Consider the following 18,374-nt stretch of genomic DNA (forward strand, 5'->3'; position numbering starts at 1 on the left):
TTACTCATTAAAAGGTAAGTCTTGGTTTGATCAGTTTCGCCACAGTAGCTGTCCATCCCGTTTGGTGAGAAGCGCCTACACCACGGCCGTTATCTCCATGGAAATATTCAAAAAACGTAATATAATCTCTGAAATGTTCATCATAATTGAACTTTGGATTTCCTCCGTTGAAAGCCCTTTGTCCATGCTCATCTTTTAAAAATATTGAACAGAGCCTTTTGCTGATATTCTGAGCTACCTCGTCAAGATTCCTTTTATCACCGCTCCCCGTTGGAAGTTCTACTTTCAGACTGTTTCCATAATAATAATGGAAGCGCTGCAGACTTTCTACAATCAGAAAATTGATCGGAAACCAAATTGGGCCGCGCCAGTTGCTGTTTCCGCCAAACATACGGCTGTCACTTTCTGCAGGTGTATAGTAGACCATATTTTCAGACCCATGTACAGAGAAAACAAAAGGATTTTCCTCATATACCTTAGACATAGCACGGATTCCGTACGAACTCAGAAACTCATTTTCATCAAGCATTCTGGTCAGAACCTTTGTCAATCTGTTTTTGCGGAGGATACTCATCAGGTGTTTTCGGCCTTGCCCTTCCTCGTCCCAGTGAGAAACAAGTTTGGTCAGTTCCGGTTTGTTTTTTAAGATCCATTCCATTCGGGTTCTGAAATTCGGCATCTTTTCCAGTAGGCGGTGGTCTACAATTTCAACAGCAAACAAAGGAATCAAACCGACGATACTTCTTAATTTTAAAGAAACACTGTCTCCGTTTCCAAGCTGCAATACATCATAAAAGAATCCATCTTCTTCATTCCAAAGCCCTTTCGTTCCTTCACCCAGGTTTTCCATAGCTTCAGCGATATAAAGATAATGTTCAAAAAACTTGATCGCCATATCCTCATATACCTGATAATATTGGGCAAGCTCCATGGCAATACGCATCATATTCAGCGCATACATCGCCATCCAGCTTGTGCCGTCTGCCTGTTCAAGGTGCTGGCCATCCTTTAATTCCATATTCCGGTCAAAAGCTCCGATATTATCGAGACCAAGGAAACCACCACCAAAGATATTTTTCCCGTTTTTATCCTTTCGGTTCACCCACCAGGTGAAATTAAGAAGCAGTTTCTGGAATACTTTTTCCAAGAATAATAAATCCGGCTTTCCATTGGTTTTTTCATCAATTTTAAAAACACGGAAGCATGACCAGGCGTGTACTGGCGGATTCACATCACTCATATTCCATTCATAGGCTGGAAGCTGTCCGTTAGGATGCATATACCATTCCTTCGTAAGGAGCAAAAGTTGTCCCTTGGCAAATTCCGCATCGATGATGGAAAAAGGAACACAGTGAAATGCCAGATCCCATGTGGCATACCAGGGATATTCCCATTTATCGGGCATTGAAATGATATCCTTATTATGGAGATGATTCCATTCCGTATTTCTTACATATTCGTTGAAATTTCTTGGGGCTTCAAAGTTGGGATCACCTTTCAGCCATTTCCCGATATTGTAGTGATAAAACTGCTTATTCCATAGAAGCCCTGCAAAAGCCTGTCTCTGAACATTTCTTTCATCTTCATTCACGGTGTCGTTCTGAATTTCTTTATAAAACTCTTCAGCTTCAGCCTGTCTCGTATTGAATATTTCATCAAACTTTTCAAAAGGTTCATCAGCTTGATCCGGACATAACCTGAACTCAAAAACTTTAGATTCTCCGGCTCCGATAAACTCATCAATCAGAAAAGAAGCTTTTGTTCCCTTTTTTTCAGGATTTACCGTATTCGTCTGATGGATGATAAAATTATTGATTCCATCTTTGAAATATGTATTTTCAGCTGCAGGAGCTCCGTAAAGCTTAGAATTATTGGTTTCATTATCACAAAATACGCTTTGCGCATTGGTATTTCGGGAATAGAGTTTCTTGATGGAAATACTGTCGTGTTCAATGTTGATACTTCCGTCATGAGAAGCATTGACTTCTGCTTTATAGGTATTGTATCCCCATTTCCAGTTGTTTCTGAACCATACAGTAGGCGCTACCATAATAGGTGCTTCATGCTGACTTCGGTTGCATACCGTGACTCTGGCAAGAATATCATTGTGATCTGCTTTGCAGTATTCTATGAAAATATCAAAATATTCATCATTATCGAAAATTCCGGTATCGAAAATTTCATATTCCGGTTCCTTTTTACTGCGTCTCCCGTTTTCTGCAACAAGCTCATCGTAAGGAAATTCATTGATCGGATATTTATACACCATTTTCATATAACTATGGGTAGGTGTATTATCCAGATAATAAAAGATTTCTTTGATGTCTTCCCCATGATTCCCCTGAGGATTGCTCAATCCAAAGAATCTTTCCTTTACCATTTTATCTTTCTTGTTCCAGAACGAAAAAGCAAAACATAAAAGCTGCTTTACATCAGAAATTCCGGCAATACCTTCTTCACCCCAGCGGTAGGCATAGCTTTCTGCATTATTATGATTGGTAAAATTCCAGGCATTCCCGTTCGGGCTATAATCTTCGCGTACATTTCCCCACTGCCGGTTGCTTACATAAGGTCCCCAGTTTTTCCATTTGGTATCTTGTAATCTATCTTTTTCGGCGGTCATATCTCATCACTTTTCCATACGAAGTTAGTTTTTTTGAGAAGTAATTCCAATTTTTTTCATCTGAATAATTATTAATATACTCTTGAAATACTTGTGTTTAAGGGCTTTTTGAAATATTAAAATAATTTTTTTTTGAAATTAAAAGAAAAGAACTACCTTTGCACCATTCGTTCATTCAAATATTGAAAATGTTATCAAGAAAGGTTGAGGGATTAGACCCTATGAAACCTTAGCAACCCTTTGCGCAAGCAAAGAAGGTGCTACGTTCTACCAAAGTATTTTGGACAGATAACTTACTGAAGTTCTTTTCAGCCATTTCCTGTGGCATTTTCAATTGTATTAAAATTTAATAGAATTGAAAACAGAACTAAACTATATTAATCTTACGTATCAAACTTATTCCCAAAAGGAATACCATATCTCATTAAGCTATCAGCTTTTTGGGAAAGATCTGTTTACAGCCCCAATCATTTTAATCAATCATGCTCTTACCGGAAATTCAAATGTATCCGGAGAAAAAGGCTGGTGGAAACAATTGGTGGGAGAAAATCAGATTGTTGATACCGATCAATATACCGTTCTGTGTTTCAACATACCAGGAAACGGATACGACGATTTTTTAATTGAAGACTATGAAGACTTCACACCTTCAGATATCGCAGGGATATTTCTGAAAGGACTTGAAGCGTTACATATCAAAAATTTATATGCCATTATCGGAGGCTCTCTGGGAGGAGGGATTGCCTGGGAAATGCTTGCCAAGCAGCCAGATCTCGCAGAAATATTTATTCCCATAGCCTGTGATTACAGAACACACGACTGGCTTCATGCACAATGTCTGGTTCAGAAATTTTTATTGAATGATAAAGAAGAACCATTACAGAAAGCGAGAATTCATGCCATGTTGTGTTACAGAACTCCGCAGTCACTCAATGACAGATTTCAAAACCAATATAATCAGGACAAACAACGCCTGGAATCAGAAGACTGGTTGGTTTATCATGGTAACGCACTAAACGAAAGGTTTAGTTTAAAGAGTTACAAGCTGATGAACCATCTCCTGATGAATATCAACGTCGCTGAAGACGCACTGGAGAACATACAGGCACGAATGCACATGATCTCCGTAGATACAGACTTATTCTTCCCGGCTTCTGAAATCCGGATGTGTTTTGAAAACTTAAAAGAGAAAAATAAGGATGTTTCTTATCACGAGATCCAATCTATACACGGGCATGATGCCTTCCTAATGGAATATCAACAATTAAATAATATCATTAAAAACATTTTACAGAAGTAATGAAAAATGCTAACGAAATAAAATTTTTGAAGAACAGATCAATCGTCAAATTTGAAGGAGAAGATTTCCTGGGAGAAATCGGGATTGACGGACGAATTTTTAAAGCGCTTACTTTGGCGCGTATCAGTGTAGGCGTAATTTCTCAACAGGCCATAGAAAACGGAATTTCTATTCTGGTTCATGAAAATGATGCAGAAAAAGCAGTGGCTTGTCTTATTGATGAATTTGAGGCAGAAAGAAAATCTGGAAAAGTTTCCCAGATTTATAGTATCAATAATGTTTCTGTGATTGGTTTTGTAGCAGAAGATTTCAATAAAGTCTTTGCAGAACTGGCAAGAAACAATGTTTTTCCATTGCTTTTAAACCAGGTGGCAGGAGAAAACAGAGTGAATATCGTTGTGACTTCTTCACAGGATGAAAAAACAAGAAACATCATAGAATCCGAAATTTTCAAAAAGCCGAAGACCGTTCATTTGGCCATCATTGGCCACGGAAACGTAGGAAAGACATTGATACAACAGGTTTTGGAATCGGCAGAAGAAATAAAAAAACGTAAAAAAATAGACCTTAAAGTAGTTGCAGTAGCTAACTCTAAGAAAATTGCCTTCAACAAAAAAGGATTTGATGCGAATTGGGGTGATGAGGTTTTGACAGCAGAACATCCATCGAATGTTGAAGAATTGATCAACTTCTCTAATGAAAATCAACTGGAAAATCTGATCGTTGTGGATAACACCGCAAGTAAGGATTTTGTGAAAAACTATCACGCTTTGGCAGAGAACGGATTCGATCTGGTGTCTTCCAACAAGATCTTCAATACCCTTCCGATCGAAGAATACAGAAAACTAAGATATACGTTGAGTAAAAACAACAGACGTTATCTGTATGAAACCAACGTGGGTGCAGGATTGCCGTTAATTGATACGATTAAATTATTACACCTTTCAGGAGAAAATATCACAAGAATCAAAGGCGTATTCTCAGGAACATTAAGCTATGTGTTCAATAATTTTTCTTTGAGAGACGATAAATTTTCAACCATTATCAACGAAGCTCTGGAAAAAGGCTACACAGAACCGGATCCGAGAGAAGACTTATCAGGAAATGATGTAGCAAGAAAATTATTGATCCTGGCGCGAGAACTAGACTTAATCAACGAATTCGGAGATATCAATATTCAAAATCTTGTTCCGGAAAGCCTTCTTGAAGTTTCAAAATCAGAATTCCTTTCAAGATTGGAAGAGCTGGACGAAGAATATCAGAAAATAAAAGAAAATCAGGAACCAGGACATGTATTGAGATATGTAGGTGATCTGCACGGAGACTTACAGAAAGATAAAGGGGAACTGGATGTAAAACTGGTTTCTGTTCCTGCAACTTCTGCATTAGGACAGCTGAAAGGCTCAGACTCGATCTTTGAAATCTATACAGAAAGCTATGGTGAAAATCCAATTGTGATTATGGGAGCCGGAGCTGGTGCACAGGTAACAGCAAGAGGTGTATTCGGAGATATTTTAAGAGTAAGTGAAACTAAATAATAATGTAACAATCTACCAATCTGGCAGTGTAACCATTATTGCAATTGTCATTCTGAGCATAGCGAAGAATCTAATGGTTACCCTGCTGAATTGACAAATTAAAACTATATGGAAAATTTTGAAACATCAGCAATAAGAACCCAGACGGAAAGATCTCAGTTTGATGAGCATTCCACACCGTTATATCTTACCTCCAGCTTTATATTTCAGGATGCGGAAGATATGAGAGCAAGCTTTGCAGAAGAAAAACCTAAAAATCTTTACAGCCGTTTCTCTAATCCAAACGTAACCGAATTTACAGATAAAATCGCTAAAATGGAAGGTGCAGAAGCAGGATATGCCTTTGCAACAGGAATGGCAGCCATCTATTCTACATTTGCCACATTACTGAATGCCGGAGATCATATCGTAAGCTGCCAGTCAGTATTTGGATCTACCCATACTTTGTTTACCAAATATTTCCCGAAATGGAATATTGAAACCTCTTATTTCAAAGCAGAAGACGCAGCAAATGTGGAGCAATATATTAAACCCAATACAAAGATCTTATATCTTGAAACGCCTACCAATCCCGCTATTGAAATTCTGGATCTTGAGTTTTTCGGGCAGATTGCTAAAAAACATAATCTTATCTTTATTGTAGACAACTGTTTTGCAACCCCTTATCTTCAGCAGCCTATCAAATACGGTGCAGATATTGTGGTACACTCAGCAACGAAACTGATTGACGGACAGGGAAGAGTTTTAGGGGGAATAGCAGTAGGAAAGGAAGACCTGATCAGAGAAATTTATCTTTTCGCAAGAAATACAGGACCAGCATTATCTCCTTTTAATGCATGGGTGTTATCAAAGAGCCTTGAAACATTGGCAATCCGTGTGGAAAAACACTGTGAGAATGCATTGAAGGTAGCTGAGTTTTTAGAGAGTCATCCTAATGTAGAATTGGTAAAATATCCATTCCTGAAATCTCACCCAAGTTATGAAGTAGCCAAAAAACAAATGAAACTTGGAGGAAATATCGTAGCCTTTGAAATAAAAGGCGGAATAGAAGGGGGAAGAAACTTTTTAGACAAGATACAAATGTGTTCACTGTCTGCCAACTTAGGGGATACAAGAACGATCGTTACGCATCCGGCTTCTACTACACACTCCAAACTTTCAGACGAAGAAAGAAATGAAGTAGGTATTACGGCAGGACTGGTACGTTGTTCAGTAGGATTGGAAAATGTGGATGATATCATTGCAGATTTAAAACAAGCTCTGGATTAATCCAAATAGCCACTGGTTGTAGCCAAAATAGATTAAAATGAAAAATTCAGAACAATTATATAAAGCTTTATCCGAAAGAATTTTAATTCTCGACGGAGCGATGGGAACCATGCTTCAGAGATATAAATTCGAAGAAGAAGATTACCGTGGAGAGCGTTTCAAACACTGGGAACATCCGGTAAAAGGAAACAATGACCTGCTTTCTCTGACACAGCCTCAGGCGATTGAAGAAGTTCACAAGAAATATCTGGAAGCAGGAGCTGATATTATTGAAACCAATACCTTTTCAGGAACTACCATTGCGATGGCAGATTATCACATGGAAGATCTTGTTTATGATCTGAACTATGAATCAGCAAAAATTGCCAGAAAAGCCTGTGACGAGTATACTGCGAAAAATCCGGACAAACCAAGATTCGTAGCGGGATCTATCGGACCTACAAACAGAACAGCTAGTTTAAGCCCTGATGTTAATGATCCAGGATACAGAGCCATCACTTTTGAAGAATTGAGAGTCGCTTACAAACAGCAGTGTGAAGCTTTGCTGGATGGAGGTTCAGATATCCTTCTGGTAGAAACCATTTTTGATACCCTGAATGCAAAAGCAGCTTTGTTTGCCATTGACGAACTGCAGGACGAAAGAGGAATTAAAATTCCAATCATGGTTTCAGGAACCATTACCGATGCTTCAGGAAGAACATTGAGCGGACAGACCGCAGAAGCTTTTTTGATCTCAGTTTCCCACCTGAACTTATTAAGTGTAGGTTTCAATTGTGCATTGGGAGCGGATCAGCTGACTCCTTATCTTGAAACACTGGCTCATAATTCAGAATTCTATGTTTCAGCATATCCGAATGCCGGTTTACCGAATGCTTTTGGAAAATATGACGAAACTCCGGAAGATATGGCGAGACAGATCAAAGAATATGTTGAGAAGGGATTAATCAATATTATCGGAGGATGTTGTGGAACAACGCCTGAGCATATTAAAGCAATTGCTGATCTGGTTGAAAAATATGAGCCAAGGAAATTGAAGAAATTTGTGTGATTTGATAGATTTTTTTAATTAAAATCAAAGATGAAGGCTGAAATATTAATGTTAACTTTAAGTGAACCACAAAGTTATAAATATGGAAAAGCCAATTTACTTAAAAGATTCCGAGGATGTCAGATTATTTAATGAGCTGAGAAAGAAAGTGAACCAGAGAGTAGAAAACATTTCTGAAAACAGAGATATCTACATTCAGATTAAAGCGGTACTACTTCCACTGATCTATATAGGCTTATATATTCTAGCTGTTCTGAATGCCGAAAAGCATTGGATCTATATTCTGAGTTTTGTTTTAATGGGAATTTCTCTGGTTTTGATTTATTTGAACTTAATCCACGAAGCAGCCCATAACAACATTTATAAAAGTAAAAGACTGAACGGGCTGGTTCTTCACATTTTTGATTTTATAGGCGCCAATTCCTATATCTGGAAAAAAAGACATATCGCAAGCCATCACGCCTATCCGAACGTAGATGGATGGGACACGGATATCGAACAGAGCGGGCTGCTTTTAATCGTACCGTGGATCAAGGCGAAAGGAGTACAGAAGTATCAGGATAAGTTTTTCTTTTTAGTCTATCCGTTGTATTTGTTCAACTGGATGTTTATAAGAGACTTCCGTGACTTCTTTGATAAGGAAAGGGTGATTTTAAAAACCCAGGGAAAGATACCCACCATTGAAAAAGTAAAAATGATAAGCTATAAACTGTTCTATTTCTTTTATCAGATTGTGGTTCCTGTAATGTTCTTTAAAGTATCAATAGGATTGGCTTTAGGAGCGTGGTTTTTACAGGTGATATCAGCAAGTATTTTTGCATTGTTTGTTTTACTGCCTTTGCATCCGCTTCCTGATAATGCCTTTCCAAAATTAAATAAAGAAAAAGGTCTTCCATTCAGCTGGCTTCGTCACCAGTTTGAAGTGACCAATGATTTAAAAGAAAATAACTGGTTAGTAAGAAATGTGTTGGGAAACTTCAATTTTCATGTTGCCCATCATCTTTTTCCCAATTACAGTTATATGTATTACAATGAAATAACAGAAGAAATAGAGGAATTTGCTAGAGAACATGATTTAGCATACAAAAGATTTCCACTGATTACAGCTTTAAGTAAGCATAGGGATTTATTGAAGCAAAATGCCAATAATGCCTACTATATTTTAGAAGAATAAAATGAAGTATTTAAGATTATCAGGCCTTGAGCCTCTTATCATAACCCCGGAGAGTAATTTCATCAACGTTGGTGAAAGGACCAATGTTGCCGGTTCCAAAAAGTTTTTAAGACTGATCAAAGAGGAGAAATTCTCTGAAGCCTTAGATATTGCCCGCCATCAGGTAGAAGGAGGTGCCCAGATCCTGGATGTCAACTTTGATGATGGTTTGATCGATGGAAAAGCATCGATGATCAAATTCCTGAACTTAATTGCCTCAGAACCGGATATCGCAAGAATTCCGATCATGGTAGACTCTTCCAAATGGGAAATCCTTGAAGCAGGTCTCCAGGTAGCTCAAGGGAAATGTGTAGTGAATTCTATCAGCTTAAAAGAAGGTGAAGCAGAATTTATCAAACATGCCAAAGCCATTAAAAGATATGGTGCTGCAGTGATTGTCATGGCATTTGATGAGATAGGGCAGGCTGACAGTTTTGAACGAAGAATTGAAATTTCAAAACGTTCCTATGATATTTTGGTGAACCAGATTGGTTTCCCTGCAGAAGATATCATTTTCGACTTAAATATCTTTCCGGTGGCAACCGGAATGGATGAGCACAGAAGAAATGCCATCGATTTTATTGAAGCTACACGCTGGGTAAGACAAAACCTTCCATACGCATCCGTGAGTGGAGGAGTAAGTAATGTTTCATTCTCTTTCCGTGGAAATGATACGGTGAGAGAAGCCATGCACTCTGTATTCCTTTACCATGCGATTCAGGCAGGAATGAACATCGGTATAGTGAATCCGGCCATGCTTGAGGTTTATGACGAGATCAATAAAGAATTACTGGAGCTTGTAGAAGATGTCATCCTGGATAAAAGAGAAGATGCTACAGAAAGACTTCTCGACTATTCCGAAAAGCATAAATCAGTTAAGAAAGAAAAAGCTGAAGACTTAGAATGGAGAAACAATCCTTTACAGGAAAGAATTACCCATGCTTTAGTAAAAGGAATAGACCGTTTTATTGAAGAAGATGTAGAAGAAGCAAGACAATTGGCAGAAAGACCACTTCATGTTATCGAAGTTAATTTGATGACCGGAATGGGAGTGGTAGGAGATTTATTCGGAAGCGGTAAAATGTTTCTTCCCCAGGTAGTAAAGTCCGCAAGGGTAATGAAAAAAGCAGTAGCTTATTTACAGCCTTTCATTGAAGAAGAAAAAGACGGAACAAAACCTGCTAACGGAAAAATCTTAATGGCAACGGTAAAAGGAGACGTACATGATATCGGTAAAAATATTGTGAGTGTCGTCCTGGGTTGTAACAACTATGAAATTGTTGATCTTGGTGTAATGGTTCCGGCTGAAAAGATTATCCAGACAGCTATTGAAGAAAAAGTAGACGTTATTGGACTAAGCGGACTGATTACCCCAAGTTTGGATGAAATGGTCTATATCGCTTCAGAATTAGAAAGACAGAATTTAGATTTTCCATTATTGATCGGTGGTGCTACCACGTCAAAAGCACATACCGCAGTGAAAATCGATTTAAAATATAAAAATGCAGTCGTTCATGTAAATGATGCCTCAAGAGCTGTAAATGTTGTGAGTTCATTATTAGGCGACCGAAATAAAGAATATGTTTCGGATTTAAAGAATGACTATTCTGATTTCAGAGAAAAATTCCTGAACAGACAAGTGGATAAAGATTATGTCTCCATTGAAGAAGCAAGAGAAAACAATTTTAAAATTGATTGGGAAAACGAAGATATTTTCACTCCGAATACTGTAGGAATAAAAGTAATCGAGAATCAGGATTTAAGAGAACTTCTTCCTTTTATCGACTGGTCTCCGTTTTTCAGAAGCTGGGATCTTCACGGGAAATATCCGAATATCTTAGAAGATGAGGTTGTAGGAGTTCAGGCAAAAGAACTATTCAAAGATGCTCAGGTCATTTTGAATAGAATTCTGGATGAGAAACTGTTGACCGCAAAAGCTATTTTCGGAATCTTTAAAGCCAATTCCAATGAATCTGATGATATCTTGATTTTTGATGAAAATAATAATGAGCAGGCGAAGTTTTTAACCCTTAGACAGCAGGCTCAGAGATCAAAAGGAAAAGACTATCTCGCACTAAGCGACTTCATTGCTCCTCAAAGCTCTGGAAAAACCGATTATGTGGGAGCATTCTGCGTAACCACCGGATTTGGAACCGATGAACTGTCTGCAGAATACGAAAAAGCCAATGATGATTACAATTCCATCATGGTAAAAGCTCTGGCAGACCGTTTTGCAGAAGCTTATGCCGAATTCTTACATAAAAAAGTCAGAACGGAATACTGGGGATACGCCAATCAGGAAAACTTAAGCAATGAAGAATTGATCGCCGAAAAATACAAAGGAATCCGTCCCGCTCCAGGTTATCCGGCTTGCCCTGATCATTTGGAAAAGAAAACCATCTGGGATCTTTTAAAAGTAGAAGAAAATACAGGTGTTTTCCTTACAGAAAGCCTTGCTATGTTCCCTACAGCATCTGTTTCCGGATATTATTTCGGAAGCCCCCATGCCAAATATTTCGGATTAGGAAAAATTACAGAAGACCAGCTTGAAGATTATGCAGCAAGAAGAAGTTGTAGCATCCAGGAAGCGAGAAAATGGTTGTCGCCAAATTTAGCAGATTAACATTAACATGAAGATAACAGAACACATTAAAAATGCAAATGGAAAAACTTTATTCTCCTTAGAAGTTGTTCCGCCACAGAAAGGAATCGGGATTGAAGATCTTTATACCAATATAGATCCGTTGATGGAGTTCAAACCTCCTTTCATTGATGTTACCACCTCCAGAGAAGAATATATTTATTTAGACAAAGGAAATGGTTTGATGGAACGTCGTATTACAAGAATGCGCCCGGGAACACTGGGAATTTGCGCTGCTATTCAGCATAAATACAATGTAGATACAGTACCACACCTTCTTTGCGGAGGTTTTACAAAAGAAGAAACAGAATATCTGTTGGTAGACTGTATGTACCTTGGAATAGATAATGTAATGGCCTTAAGAGGTGACGCCATGAAAGGGCATCAGTACTTTGAACCCACTCAGGGAGGCCACGCAAGTGCGATGGATCTTGTGGGACAGATTAATAATCTGGGAAGAGGAAAATATCTTCACAACGAAGAACAGGTTTGTGATGAACTGAACAAATTCTGCATCGGAGTAGCCGGATATCCTGAAAAGCATATGGAAGCCCCTTCCATGAACTATGACCTGAAGTGGCTGAAACAAAAAGTAGATGCCGGAGCAGATTATATCGTAACCCAAATGTTTTTTGACAATAAAAAGTATATTGAATTCGTTCAGAAAGCAAGAGAAATGGGGATAACGGTTCCAATCATTCCGGGGATCAAACCTATTGCAACAAAGAAACACTTAAAAATCCTGCCTCAGGTATTCAAAATAGATCTTCCTGAAGAACTTATCAATGAGGTAGAAAATGCAAAAAATAATGAAGCCGTAAAGCAGATCGGAATAGAGTGGTCCATTGCTCAATGCAAAGAACTACTGGATTTTGGAGTTCCTGTTCTGCACTTCTACTCAATGGGAAAGAGTGATAATATTAAAAAAGTAGCCGGTGAGCTATTCTAATAAAAGTACCAAAATGAAGGAACCCCTGTGAATTTGCACAGGGGTTTATTTTTATTGATTTAAGAATTTAACCAGTTTAATAAGGTCTTCTTCTTTATTTATTTTGATATTATTAGATTTCGCAAACTTTTCGATCTCATCTTTTTTTGCTGGAAAAGCTTCAGCTATATCTTTTATTTTTTTTGGCTTTTTGATGTAACCTGATTCTGTTTTAATATAATATACCGGGTCTAATGTTTTAAAAGATGCCGGTCTATCGGTAGCATAAGAGTTTGCTGCAGGAACCGCATCAATAAATTTTGTTTTTATTTTTTTATATAATCCCGTTTTATCTTTAACTAATTCAAAAAAATATCCACTTAAATCATCTTGTGTGTCTAAGCGAACTAAAGTCATTTTAGGGGAGAATATTTCAATTCTTGAGAATTTTTCTTCCTTAGGAAGAGCTAAAGTCGTCCCATTTTTTTGAAACTCTATTTCATCGTTAAATGTATTATATCTAACAGGTGCTTTTTCATAATCATTAGCAACTTGGGCAATATTAAAGCTTTTACTTAAATAAGGTGAACCAATAATTTCATCATAATTTAAAGCTCTTCCGGCACCTTCTGATTTAATTTTAAAGAAAACCTCCCGTGTTCCCCCTCCTGAAGTTAATCCAATTGTGTTTGCTTGGCTAAACAGAAAGGATGACATCCCCAATAATGTAATTAATGTAATCTTTTTCATGAGTTATTGATATGTTTTTAATTAAGTTACCAAAAGTACAAATATTATTGTATCTGCCGACAAAAAATAACTTATAAAACAGAATGTTTTTCAAATTCCTTCCTTCTGTCAAACAAATATCTATAAGTAGCCAGCTTCCGGGTAACCGTTGTTTCCAGAACTTCTGCAATCTTGATCATTTTCGGATTAAAATCACCAATCCACTGCAGCTCCGTAACCGTAAAATCCGTATATTTTCTCAAATGCTGGGTTCCTTCCCAGATCATATACCCGTCAATGCCTTTCTTTTGCCATTCAGGGACAACCCCAAAAACAAGCCCAACCATTTTTTCATTCTTTTTAAAACGCTTTAAAAACAAAAATTTGAGCTTTTCAAAAATCCCGAATTTCCCATTAAGGTATTTGAACCACTGGTTGAGGTCCGGCATATTGATCCACATCGCAATAGGGGTCTCATTTTCATATACAAACCATGAAATATGCTCATTAATAATAGGTTTCATGGTGTTGAACATTTTCAGAACTTTTGCTTCTTCCAGATGCTTTCCTTCTCCATGAGAAGCCCATGCTTTATTATACACTTCTGTAAAGTCCCTGGCAAACTTTGGAAGATTATTCTTTTTCATAGGTTGGGCTGAGATTGCAGGATTTCTTCTGTTCTTTTCGTGGGCAATAGTAAAGATCCTGGAAACCTCTGCAAAAACAGGTCTGGTAAAACATAGCTGCTCAAAATAAATCTGAAAACCATAATTCTCAAAAAGATCTTTGTAATAAGGGAAGTTATAATTCATCCCAAACAAAGGTTCAGCAAAACCCTCAATCAAAAGACCCCAGAATTTATCCCGTTCCCCAAAATTGATAGGACCGTCCATTGCCTCCATTCCTTTTTCCTGAAGCCACTTTTTACAATGGTCAAAAATAAAATTGGCCGTTTCCTGATCATTGATACAGTCAAAAAAGCCAATTCCTCCAGTTGGTTGCTTTTGCTCATAACAACCGTTCACAAAAACAGCTATTTTCCCAACGGTGTTGCCATTCTTTTTAAACAGAAACCTTTTACATTCTCCATTTTTAAAGAATTTATTCTTGGCAGGATCAAAAATCTCCTCAATATGTTTATCTAAAGGACGGATATAATTTTTGTCGTGTTCATAAAGGCGGGCCGGGAATTCCAGAAATTCCCTTTTATGGAGTTGGTTTTGTACTTCTTCGACAATAATCATATGTTTTTTTATCAGAAATGGCTATAAAAGATAATGTTTTTCATCTCATTTGAAATAGACAAAAAGATATTATCCGTATTTTTGCTGCAAATTAAATAAAAATGGTTGATTTTACTGATAACGACGATGATATTTTCACTGGAAAAGAACATACGCCTATAAGGGAAGATGCTTTTGATAAATCGCCACAGGAAAAAATTGAAAAAATTACTGAGCTTTTTGGCGAGATTATGGAAACGCTGGGAATGGATATGACAGATGATTCTCTGAAAGACTCTCCAAGACGTGTTGCCAAAATGTATGTGAACGAGATTTTCGGAGGACTTCTTCCTGAAAACAAACCAGGAATCTCCACTTTCTCCAACAAATACAAATACCGCCAGATGTTGGTAGAAAAGGATATCACCGTATATTCTTTCTGCGAACACCACTTTTTACCCATCATAGGAAGAGCACATGTTGCTTATATTTCCAATGGAGAAGTAATCGGTCTTTCAAAAATTAACAGAATTGTAGATTACTACGCGAAAAGACCACAGGTTCAGGAAAGGCTTACCATGCAGATTGTAGATGCTCTGAAAGAAGCTTTGGGAACGAAAGATGTGGCATGTATCATTGATGCAAAACACCTTTGTGTAAACTGCAGAGGAATAAAAGATACAGCAAGTTCTACCATTACTGCAGAATTGAGTGGTATTTTCAGAACAAACCCTATTACAAGACAGGAATTCTTACATTACGTAGGAAGCCATGCAAAACTGGATTAATAAACAATGAACTACCAGATTCTTAGAAATATTATCGATTCCGAGCTTCAGAGATTTAAAAATATCACTGAAGAAGAATGGTCGCGTAAGGGTTCTTCAGAAAAATGGTCCAAAAAAGAAATTATTGGCCATCTTTGTGACAGCGCTTTTACAAATATCCGTAGATTTGTTGTGACACAATATAAAGAGAACGAAAATATTGTATATGACCAGAATTTTTGGGTAAAAGCTCAGAACTATCAGAATGTTCCCACTTCAGATCTTATTGATCTGTGGAAATCTTTAAACTATCAGATTGTTCATATCGTAGAAAATATCCCGGACGATGCATTACAGAGAACCTGTGATACGACCAAAACAGAGCCTCGGTTCTATACATTGGAGTTTATTATCGATGATTATGTAGATCATTTACAGCATCATTTAAAAGCGATTTAATTATGATAAAATTTAAAAAAGTTTCAGATAAGATTTTTATCACGACAATTATTTGTTGTGACAGATGTAATTTTTAACTCAATTTTGAATCTTTAAAATCATTAAATCTTTTAACTTAAAAATAAATGCAATTAAAAATATATAACTCGCTTACAGCAGAAAAAGAAATATTCAAACCTATCTTAGAAGGAAACGTCGGAATGTACGTCTGCGGACCTACCGTGTACAGCAATGTACATTTAGGGAATGTAAGAACTTTCCTTTCTTTCGATTTTATCTATCGTACCCTGATGCATTTGGGATACAAAGTAAGATATGTAAGAAATATTACTGATGCAGGTCACCTTACCGATGATGGAAATGTTGATAACGACAGATTCGTAAAACAGACCAGACTTGAAAAGCTGGAACCTATGGAAATTGTACAGAAATATACCGTAGACTTCCACAAAGTGCTGGATATGTTCAACTTACTTCCTCCAAACATCGAACCTACTGCTACAGGACATATTGTAGAGCAGATCGAGTTAACTCAAAAACTAATTGAAAGAGGATTTGCTTACGAAAGCAATGGTTCAGTATATTTTGATGTTTTGGAGTACAACAAAAGAGGATTGAACTATGGTGAACTTTCAAAACGTAACATAGAAGAGCTTTTCGCCAATACCAGAGACCTTGACGGACAGGGTGAAAAGAAAAACCCACAGGATTTTGCATTGTGGAAAAAAGCATCCCCAGCCCACATCATGAGATGGAATTCCCCTTGGGGAGAAGGTTTCCCGGGATGGCATCTTGAATGTACTGCAATGAGTACAAAATATCTTGGCGAAACATTCGATATCCATGGAGGAGGAATGGACCTTAAATTCCCTCACCACGAATGCGAAATTGCACAAGGAAAAGCTTGCAACGATGCAGCTCCGGTAAATTACTGGATGCACGCCAATATGCTGACGATGAATTCTCAGCGTATGAGCAAATCTACAGGAAACTATATCCTTCCGATGCAGCTGGTTACAGGTGATAATGACTTCTTTGAAAAACCTTTCCATCCTTCAATTGTACGTTTCTGCTTCCTGCAGGCTCACTACAGAAGTGTTCTGGATATTTCAAACGATGCCATGATAGCCAGCGAAAAAGGATTTATCAGATTAATGGAAGCAGTGAAAGTATTGAATTCTATTACCCCTGATGATACCAAACAATCCGGTTTCAGCCTGAAAGAATGGAAAAATAAAGCATATGAAGCTTTAACAGACGACTTCAATTCACCAATCCTGATCGCTCACCTGTTTGAAGCGGTGAAATACATCTTTGCTTTGAATGATGGTAAGGAAACAATCTCAACAGATGACCTTGAAGATTTGAAAACTACACTCAATGCTTTTATCTTTGACGTTCTGGGATTGCAAACCGTAGAAGAGAATAACAATGAAAAGCTGGATCAGACCCTGAAAGTTTTGATCGAATTGAGAAATCAGGCAAGAAAATCAAAAAATTTCGAACTTTCAGACCAGATCAGAGATAAACTGCTTGCAGAAGGTATCGAATTAAAAGACGGAAGAGACGGAACATCATACGTTCTGAACTAGAAAATATAACTTCGTTTTATCCCCATTCCGTAGGAGTCCCCCATATTTAGGATTCTTACGGAATGTTTTTTTATCCTTTCTAGAGAATATGTCCCTATTTCAGATTATGCCTCTTTGTCCTTCATTTCTCTCTTAAACCCTCTTACGCACCAACAAACTCTCAAACCCTCCAACCCTCCAACTCTCAAACTCTCGAACTTTTTTCAGGAGCTTAATCCTGCTATCCATTCATACTCCTCGCGCCACCGCGCTCCCACGCTGTCACCCTGAGCGAAGCCGAAGGGTTTCTCAAGCCCACCCACCCTCCAACCCAAGCTGCGGGGTAACCATTACTATCAGGGCTAGGGGAGGAGCTGTAAATGATGAATGATGAATGATGAATGATGATTTTCGGGGTAGGAGGGTACAGTGGCTGAGGTTATTGAGTTTCGGGTTTCGGTTTTCGAGGTATAAAAAGAACATTGGAGTTCTATGGAAACAGGGTATTGAGTACAAATCTCTATTCCTATTGTGTCATTCCGGAGGAATCCCAACTTCTTTACGAGAGTCTTAAAGAAAGTAAAATAACAGTATAGTGTCTCAGACCTTTTAGCCGTTAGTATTAGCAATGTCATGCTGAGCCGAGTCGAAGCATTTTAATTAATTACTTTATACGAGTTAAATCTTATCACTCTATATTATATATAAATATATCCTTTAGCATTTCCCATCCTTCCCATTCTATATAATATAAAAGCAAACATCTTCTCCGTGTCAATCTGTGTCATCTGTGTTTCATTATAACCATTCAATAGGAATGGGCTAAAATCCTGAGCTTAATTAAAGGGAGCCTGGTCTCATGAAAATTCCCGATCCTCAAGCTTCAATCCAAACTTACACCTGCACCTTACTCATATATACCTTATTTTCGTCCTTCCACACCCCAAAACCCGCATCCCGCAACCCGAATCATCTCCTCTCACCCTCTCCAACGCACAAACCCTCCAACCCTCCCACGCTCTCACCCCATCCTCCAAACAAATGTTTAAAATTTTTCACCCTGCC

At 37.8% G+C, this 18,374-nt stretch carries 13 protein-coding genes and 1 riboswitch; of the genes, 10 read left to right on the top strand and 3 right to left on the bottom strand.

The genetic code is table 11. From position 1 onward, the window contains the following. Positions 1-7: 7 nt before the first annotated feature. Positions 8-2,623 (bottom strand): MGH1-like glycoside hydrolase domain-containing protein, encoded by a 2,616-nt coding sequence (locus DDF69_RS06220; protein WP_114820001.1) that lies wholly within the window; start codon positions 2,621-2,623, stop codon positions 8-10. Positions 2,624-2,811: 188 nt separating this feature from the next. Continuing rightward, positions 2,812-2,918, top strand: a riboswitch (SAM riboswitch). A gap of 60 nt (positions 2,919-2,978) precedes the next feature. On the opposite strand from DDF69_RS06220, the gene DDF69_RS06225 reads away from it, so the two are divergent. From DDF69_RS06225 to metF, 7 genes are all read left to right on the top strand, one after another. Next, positions 2,979-3,923 (top strand): alpha/beta fold hydrolase, encoded by a 945-nt coding sequence (locus tag DDF69_RS06225; RefSeq protein ID WP_114820002.1) that lies wholly within the window; start codon positions 2,979-2,981, stop codon positions 3,921-3,923. Further along, positions 3,923-5,461: an ACT domain-containing protein gene (locus tag DDF69_RS06230; protein WP_114820003.1), complete on the top strand. Its 1,539-nt coding sequence runs from the start codon at positions 3,923-3,925 to the stop codon at positions 5,459-5,461. The genes DDF69_RS06225 and DDF69_RS06230 overlap by 1 nt, the downstream gene beginning before the upstream one ends. 108 nt (positions 5,462-5,569) lie before the next feature. Further along, positions 5,570-6,730, top strand: coding sequence for an O-succinylhomoserine sulfhydrylase (locus DDF69_RS06235; protein WP_114820004.1), 1,161 nt, complete (start codon positions 5,570-5,572; stop codon positions 6,728-6,730). A gap of 37 nt (positions 6,731-6,767) precedes the next feature. Further along, positions 6,768-7,778 (top strand): homocysteine S-methyltransferase family protein, encoded by a 1,011-nt coding sequence (locus DDF69_RS06240; protein WP_114820005.1) that lies wholly within the window; start codon positions 6,768-6,770, stop codon positions 7,776-7,778. Between the two features lie 82 nt (positions 7,779-7,860). Beyond that, a complete protein-coding gene (locus tag DDF69_RS06245; protein ID WP_114820006.1) occupies positions 7,861-8,952 on the top strand; it encodes a fatty acid desaturase family protein in 1,092 nt (363 codons plus the stop codon). Between the two features lies 1 nt (position 8,953). Continuing rightward, the gene (metH, locus tag DDF69_RS06250) at positions 8,954-11,614 is read left to right on the top strand and encodes a methionine synthase (protein WP_114820007.1); all 2,661 of its coding nucleotides are present in this window, start codon (positions 8,954-8,956) and stop codon (positions 11,612-11,614) included. A 7-nt stretch (positions 11,615-11,621) separates the two neighbouring features. Next, a complete protein-coding gene (gene metF, locus DDF69_RS06255) occupies positions 11,622-12,581 on the top strand; it encodes a methylenetetrahydrofolate reductase [NAD(P)H] (RefSeq protein ID WP_114820008.1) in 960 nt (319 codons plus the stop codon). 51 nt (positions 12,582-12,632) lie between these two features. On the opposite strand, the gene DDF69_RS06260 is transcribed toward metF, so the two are convergent. Beyond that, positions 12,633-13,310 (bottom strand): hypothetical protein, encoded by a 678-nt coding sequence (locus DDF69_RS06260; RefSeq protein WP_114820009.1) that lies wholly within the window; start codon positions 13,308-13,310, stop codon positions 12,633-12,635. 71 nt (positions 13,311-13,381) lie between these two features. Beyond that, on the bottom strand, positions 13,382-14,533 hold the full coding sequence (locus DDF69_RS06265) for a hypothetical protein (RefSeq protein ID WP_114820010.1): 1,152 nt from the start codon (positions 14,531-14,533) through the stop codon (positions 13,382-13,384). A 101-nt stretch (positions 14,534-14,634) separates the two neighbouring features. On the opposite strand from DDF69_RS06265, the gene folE reads away from it, so the two are divergent. The 3 genes from folE to cysS all read left to right on the top strand — a co-directional run bounded on the left by folE (position 14,635) and on the right by cysS (position 17,330). Next, entirely contained in the window at positions 14,635-15,300 is a 666-nt protein-coding gene (gene folE / locus DDF69_RS06270; RefSeq protein ID WP_034694807.1) for a GTP cyclohydrolase I FolE, read from the top strand. A gap of 6 nt (positions 15,301-15,306) precedes the next feature. Next, complete coding sequence (locus DDF69_RS06275) at positions 15,307-15,738, top strand: DinB family protein (RefSeq protein WP_114820011.1); 432 nt, start codon at positions 15,307-15,309, stop codon at positions 15,736-15,738. Between the two features lie 125 nt (positions 15,739-15,863). Further along, the gene (gene cysS / locus DDF69_RS06280) at positions 15,864-17,330 is read left to right on the top strand and encodes a cysteine--tRNA ligase (protein ID WP_114820012.1); all 1,467 of its coding nucleotides are present in this window, start codon (positions 15,864-15,866) and stop codon (positions 17,328-17,330) included. Positions 17,331-18,374: the final 1,044 nt, after the last annotated feature.

The organism is Chryseobacterium sp. KLBC 52 (genome assembly GCF_003347605.1).
GTDB lineage: Bacteria > Bacteroidota > Bacteroidia > Flavobacteriales > Weeksellaceae > Chryseobacterium.